This is a genomic window from Pseudomonas entomophila (assembly GCF_013523125.1).
Lineage (GTDB): Bacteria > Pseudomonadota > Gammaproteobacteria > Pseudomonadales > Pseudomonadaceae > Aquipseudomonas > Aquipseudomonas entomophila_B.
Genome location: NZ_JAAMQJ010000026.1, coordinates 57999 through 64091, shown reverse-complemented (window position 1 = coordinate 64091; position 6093 = coordinate 57999). Strand labels below are relative to the sequence as shown.

Here is a 6093-nt window from a genome sequence, read left to right as displayed (position 1 = left end):
TACAAACAGATCGTCTGCGCGGCCATGCGCAAGCTGCTGCACCTGGTGTATGGCGTGGTGAAATCCGACAAACCATTCGACCCTCAGATCGCGCTTGCGAAGTGAGGATCAAGACGGTATCTACACCCGCCGCGGTGGTGCAGGCAATCATGGCTCATGCGGAGCGGCCCCTGTGCCGCGATTGGGCCCGCAGGGTCCATAAACCCGGGACCTTAATGAATGGGCCTGAACCTTCAGAACAGGCCCATCCAACACAGCTTGCAGCTTGCGGCTTGCTACTCGCCGCTGCTCTACTTCTCGCTGTGATAAGCCGCGTCGGCCTTCTCGAAGCGCGCGATCATGCTGGCGGTCGGACGACCCAGCTTGCTGACCAGGACGATGGCGAGGCTGGCGAGCAGGAAGCCCGGGATGATCTCGTACAGGCTGGAGATGGCCAGGTTCTTCCACAGGATGACGGTCAGCGCACCGACCACGATGCCCGCCAGGGCGCCGTTGCGGGTCATGCCTTTCCACAGTACCGAGATCAGCACCACCGGACCGAAGGCGGCACCGAAGCCGGCCCAGGCGTAGGCGACCAGGCCCAGCACGCGGTTTTCCGGGTTGGCGGCCAGGGCGATGGCGATCAGCGCCACGGCCAGGACCATCAGACGACCGACCCAGACCAGCTCACGCTGCGACGCACCTTTGCGCAGGAAGGCCTTGTAGAAGTCTTCGGTCAGGGCGCTGGAGCAGACCAGCAGCTGGCAGCTCAGGGTGCTCATGACGGCGGCCAGGATGGCCGACAGCAGGATGCCTGCAATCCAGGGGTTGAACAGGATCTTGGCCAGTTCGATGAACACGCGTTCGTGGTTCTCGGTGACCGGGCCGGCCAGGTCCGGGTGCGCCGAGAAGTAGGCGATACCGAAGAAGCCTACGGCGCAGGTACCGACCAGGCACAGGATCATCCAGGTCATGGAGATGCGGCGCGCCTTGGCGATCGACTTGACCGAATCGGCGGCCATGAAGCGCGCCAGGATGTGCGGCTGCCCGAAGTAGCCCAGGCCCCAGCCCAGCAGGGAGACGACGCCGACGAAGGTGGCACCCTTGAACAGGTCGAAGTGCGCAGGATTCTGCAGCTCGATGGCCGCGAACGTGGTGTCGAACCCGCCGGTGGAGATCAGCACGATCACCGGCGTCAGGATCAGCGCGAAGATCATCAGCGAGGCCTGCACGGTGTCGGTCCAGCTCACCGCCAGGAAGCCACCGATGAAGGTGTAGGCGATGGTCGCGGCGGCACCGGCCCACAGCGCGGTCTCATACGGCATGCCGAACGTGCTTTCGAACAGACGGGCCCCCGCCACGATGCCCGACGCGCAGTAGATGGTGAAGAACACCAGAATCACGATGGCCGAGATGATGCGCAGCAGCCCGCTCTGGTCTTCGAATCGGCTGGCGAAGAAGTCCGGCAGCGTCAGTGCGTCGCCATTGTGCTCGGTCTGCACGCGCAGACGGCCGGCGACGAACAGCCAGTTGAGGTAGGCACCGATGGTCAGACCGATGGCGATCCAGACCTCGGACAGGCCGGACAGGTAGATGGCGCCTGGCAGACCCATCAGCAGCCAGCCACTCATGTCGGAAGCGCCGGCGGACAAGGCGGTCACCACACTGCCGAGGCTACGGCCACCGAGAATGTAGTCGGAAAGGTTCTGTGTGGAGCGATAGGCCATGAAGCCGATCAGCACCATGACGGCGATATAGATCACGAACGTGATCATCAGCGGATTGAATGCGCCCATTGTTGTGCCCTGGCAATTTGTTGTTATCTCAGCAACCGGTCGAAAAGCCGGTTGCACCCAGGCGACGAATCCTATGCAACAACATGAATCAGGTGCAACCATTTTTCACTTGCCAGTTGCACCTGACCATGCATTTCGGATTAAGGCTACTTTTTTGCTCCTTTTTGGAGCAAAAATCGGAGTTTTCAGAATACTTCGCACCTTATTCGAGCCTTTTCCGACTGCGACAATCGGTATCGGACGAGTTGCACCTTCGATGTGAACTTTTTGGGTTGCACCCGGTTGCACCCGTAATGGCCGACCGCTAATCTTGGCGCCAGCTTAAGCCACACCGGTGGCAATAACGAGGACAAGAAAATGGCGACGACCACCCTTGGGGTCAAACTCGACGACCCGACCCGTGAACGACTCAAGAGCGCTGCGCAGTCCATCGACCGCACGCCGCACTGGTTGATCAAGCAGGCAATCTTCAATTACCTCGAGAAGCTCGAGGGTGGTGCTACCCTGACCGAACTCACCGCCCAGACCTCGGCCAACGCCGACGACGCCGGTGAAGTGCAGCCCGATCACGAGCACCAGTGCTTCCTCGAGTTCGCCGAGAGCATCCTGCCGCAATCGGTGCTGCGCGCGGCCATCACCGGTGCCTATCGCCGTCCCGAGCAGGAAATGGTCCCGATGCTGCTGGAGCAGGCGCGCCTCTCGGTCGAGCAGGCCGAGGCCACCAACAAGCTCGCCGTGCGCATCGCCGACAAGCTGCGCCACCAGAAGAGCGCCGGCGGCCGGGCCGGCATCGTGCAAGGTCTGCTGCAAGAGTTCTCGCTGTCCTCCCAGGAAGGCGTGGCCCTGATGTGCCTGGCCGAAGCCCTGCTGCGCATCCCCGACAAGGGCACCCGTGACGCCCTGATCCGCGACAAGATCAGCACCGGCAACTGGCAGCCGCACCTGGGCAACAGCCCGTCGCTGTTCGTCAACGCCGCCACCTGGGGCCTGCTGCTGACCGGCAAGCTGGTCTCGACGCACAACGAATCGGGCCTGTCCTCCTCGCTCAGCCGCATCATCGGCAAGAGCGGCGAGCCGATGATCCGCAAGGGCGTCGACATGGCCATGCGCCTGATGGGCGAGCAGTTCGTCACCGGCGAGACCATCGCCGAAGCCCTGGCCAACGCCAGCCGCTTCGAGTCCAAGGGCTTCCGCTACTCCTACGACATGCTCGGCGAAGCCGCGCTGACCGAGCACGACGCGCAGAAGTACCTGGCCTCCTACGAGCAGGCCATCCACTCGATCGGCAAGGCCTCGCACGGCCGTGGCATCTATGAAGGCCCGGGCATCTCGATCAAGCTCTCGGCGCTGCACCCACGCTACAGCCGCGCCCAGTACGAGCGCGTGATGGAAGAGCTGTACCCACGCCTGTTGTCGCTGACCCTGATGGCCAAGCAGTACGACATCGGCCTGAACATCGACGCTGAGGAAGCCGACCGTCTGGAGCTGTCCCTGGACCTGCTCGAGCGTCTGTGCTTCGAGCCGCAGCTGGCCGGCTGGAACGGCATCGGCTTCGTCATCCAGGCCTACCAGAAGCGTTGCCCGCACGTGATCGACTACGTCATCGACCTGGCCAAGCGCAGCCGTCACCGCCTGATGATCCGCCTGGTCAAAGGCGCCTACTGGGACAGCGAGATCAAGCGCGCCCAGGTCGAAGGCCTCGAGGGCTACCCGGTCTACACCCGCAAGGTCTACACCGACGTCTCCTACGTCGCCTGCGCTCGCAAGCTGCTGGCGGTGCCGGAAGCCATCTACCCGCAGTTCGCCACGCACAACGCCCACACGCTGTCGGCCATCTACCACATCGCCGGCCAGAACTACTACCCGGGCCAGTACGAGTTCCAGTGCCTGCACGGCATGGGCGAGCCGCTCTACGAGCAGGTCGTGGGCAAGATCGCCGATGGCAAGCTGAACCGTCCGTGCCGCGTGTACGCGCCGGTCGGTACCCACGAGACCCTGCTGGCCTACCTGGTTCGCCGCCTGCTGGAAAACGGTGCCAACACCTCGTTCGTCAACCGTGTGGCCGACCATACCCTGTCGATCCAGGAACTGGTCGCCGACCCGGTCGTGAGCATCGAGCGCATGGGCACCCAGGAAGGCCGCATCGGCCTGCCGCACCCGCGCATCCCGTTGCCGCGTGACCTCTACGGCACCGAACGCGCCAACTCGGCGGGCATCGACATGTCCAACGAACACCGCCTGGCGTCGCTGTCCTGCGCCCTGCTGGCCACCGCGCACACCGACTGGAAAGCCGCGCCACTGCTGGGCTGCGCTGCCAGCGAAGAAGCCGCTGCCCAGGTCCTGAACCCGTCCGACCACCGCGACGTGGTCGGTCACGTGCAGGAAGCCACCGTCGCCGACGCCGACAACGCCATCCAGTGCGCCGTCAACGCCGCGCCGATCTGGCAGGCCACGCCGCCTGCAGAGCGTGCCGCCATCCTGGAACGCGCCGCCGACCTGATGGAAGCCGAGATCCAGCCATTGATGGGCCTGCTGGTGCGCGAGGCGGGCAAGACCTACCTCAACGCCATCGCCGAAGTGCGCGAGGCCGTGGACTTCCTGCGCTACTACGCGGTGCAGGCACGCAACGACTTCAGCAACGATGCCCATCGCCCGCTCGGTCCGGTGGTCTGCATCAGCCCGTGGAACTTCCCCCTGGCGATCTTCTCCGGCCAGGTGGCCGCTGCGCTCGCCGCCGGCAACCCGGTACTGGCCAAGCCTGCCGAACAGACCCCGCTCATCGCCGCCCAGGCCGTGCGCCTGCTGCTGGAAGCCGGCATTCCGGAAGGCGTGCTGCAACTGCTGCCAGGTCGCGGCGAAACCGTCGGTGCACGCCTGGTCGGTGACGATCGCGTCAAGGGCGTGATGTTCACCGGCTCCACCGAAGTCGCGCGCCTGTTGCAACGCAACGTCGCCGGTCGCCTGGACGCCCAGGGCCGCCCGATCCCGCTGATCGCCGAAACCGGTGGCCAGAACGCGATGATCGTCGACTCTTCCGCGCTGACCGAACAGGTCGTGGTAGACGTGGTGTCCTCGGCCTTCGACAGCGCCGGCCAGCGCTGCTCGGCCCTGCGCGTGCTGTGCGTGCAGGAAGACGCCGCCGACCGCGTGATCGAGATGCTCAAGGGCGCCATGGCGCAGAGCCGCCTCGGCAACCCCGAGCGCCTGTCCGTGGACATCGGCCCGGTGATCGACGCCGAGGCCAAGCAAGGCATCGAGAAGCACATCCAGGGCATGCGTGCCAAGGGCCGCTCCATCTACCAGATGGCCCTGGCCGATGCCGAGGAATGCAAGCGCGGCACCTTCGTCATGCCGACCCTGATCGAGCTGGAAAGCTTCGACGAACTGCAGCGTGAGATCTTCGGCCCGGTCCTGCACGTGGTGCGCTACAACCGCCGCAACCTCGACCAACTGATCGAGCAGATCAACGCCTCCGGCTATGGCCTGACCCTGGGCGTGCACACCCGGATCGACGAAACCATCGCCAAGGTGGTGGAGAACGTCAACGCCGGCAACATGTACGTCAACCGCAACATCGTCGGTGCCGTGGTCGGCGTCCAGCCGTTCGGCGGCGAAGGCCTGTCGGGTACCGGCCCGAAAGCCGGCGGCCCGCTGTACCTGTTCCGCCTGCTGTCGACCCGTCCGGCCGATGCCATCTCGCGTCACTTCGAGCGCGTCGACGGCGACACGCCCCTGGACAACCCGGCCCGTACCCAGCTGCTCCAGCCGCTGCAGGGCTACAAGGCCTGGGCCAGCAGCAACCAGCTGAACGAGCTGGCAGCGCTGTGCGACAGCTTCGTCCAGCAGTCGCAGACCGGCATCAACCGCCTGCTGCCCGGCCCGACCGGCGAGCGCAACAGCTACACCATCCTGCCGCGCGAGCACGTGCTGTGCCTGGCCGACAGCGAAGCGGACCTGCAGGCGCAACTGGCAGCCGTCCTGGCGGTCGGCAGCTCGGCGCTGTTCGAGGACAGCGAACCGGGTCGCTCGCTGCGGGCGCGCCTGCCACGGGACGTGCAGGCCAAGGTCAAGCTGGTCGCCGACTGGCACAAGGACGACGTCGCCTTCGACGCCGTGCTGCACCACGGTGACTCCGACCAGCTGCGCGCGATCTGCGAGCAGGTGGCCAAGCGCGCCGGTGCCATCGTCGGCGTCCAGGGCTTGTCCAGCGGCGATCACCAGATCGCCCTGGAGCGACTGGTGATCGAGCGTGCGGTCAGCGTCAACACGGCAGCGGCCGGCGGTAACGCCAGCCTGATGACCATCGGCTGACCCCGAC

General features: G+C 65.2%; 2 protein-coding genes. One reads left to right on the top strand and one right to left on the bottom strand.

Annotation, left to right across the window (positions count from 1 at the left end):
- Nucleotides 1-290: 290 nt before the first annotated feature.
- A complete protein-coding gene (gene putP / locus G7007_RS14365) occupies nt 291-1775 on the bottom strand; it encodes a sodium/proline symporter PutP (RefSeq protein ID WP_181102703.1) in 1485 nt (494 codons plus the stop codon).
- 357 nt (nt 1776-2132) lie between these two features.
- Here putP and putA point away from each other — a divergent pair, with 357 nt between their 5' ends.
- A complete protein-coding gene (gene putA, locus G7007_RS14360) occupies nt 2133-6086 on the top strand; it encodes a trifunctional transcriptional regulator/proline dehydrogenase/L-glutamate gamma-semialdehyde dehydrogenase (protein ID WP_181102701.1) in 3954 nt (1317 codons plus the stop codon).
- Nucleotides 6087-6093 lie beyond the last annotated feature (7 nt).

What these genes read in the sequence shown, in the direction of transcription:
- putP (WP_181102703.1), bottom strand. Translation starts at nt 1,775, where the DNA reads ATGGGCGCATTCAATCCGCTGATGATCACGTTCGTGATCTATATCGCC.
- putA (WP_181102701.1), top strand. Translation starts at nt 2,133, where the DNA reads ATGGCGACGACCACCCTTGGGGTCAAACTCGACGACCCGACCCGTGAA.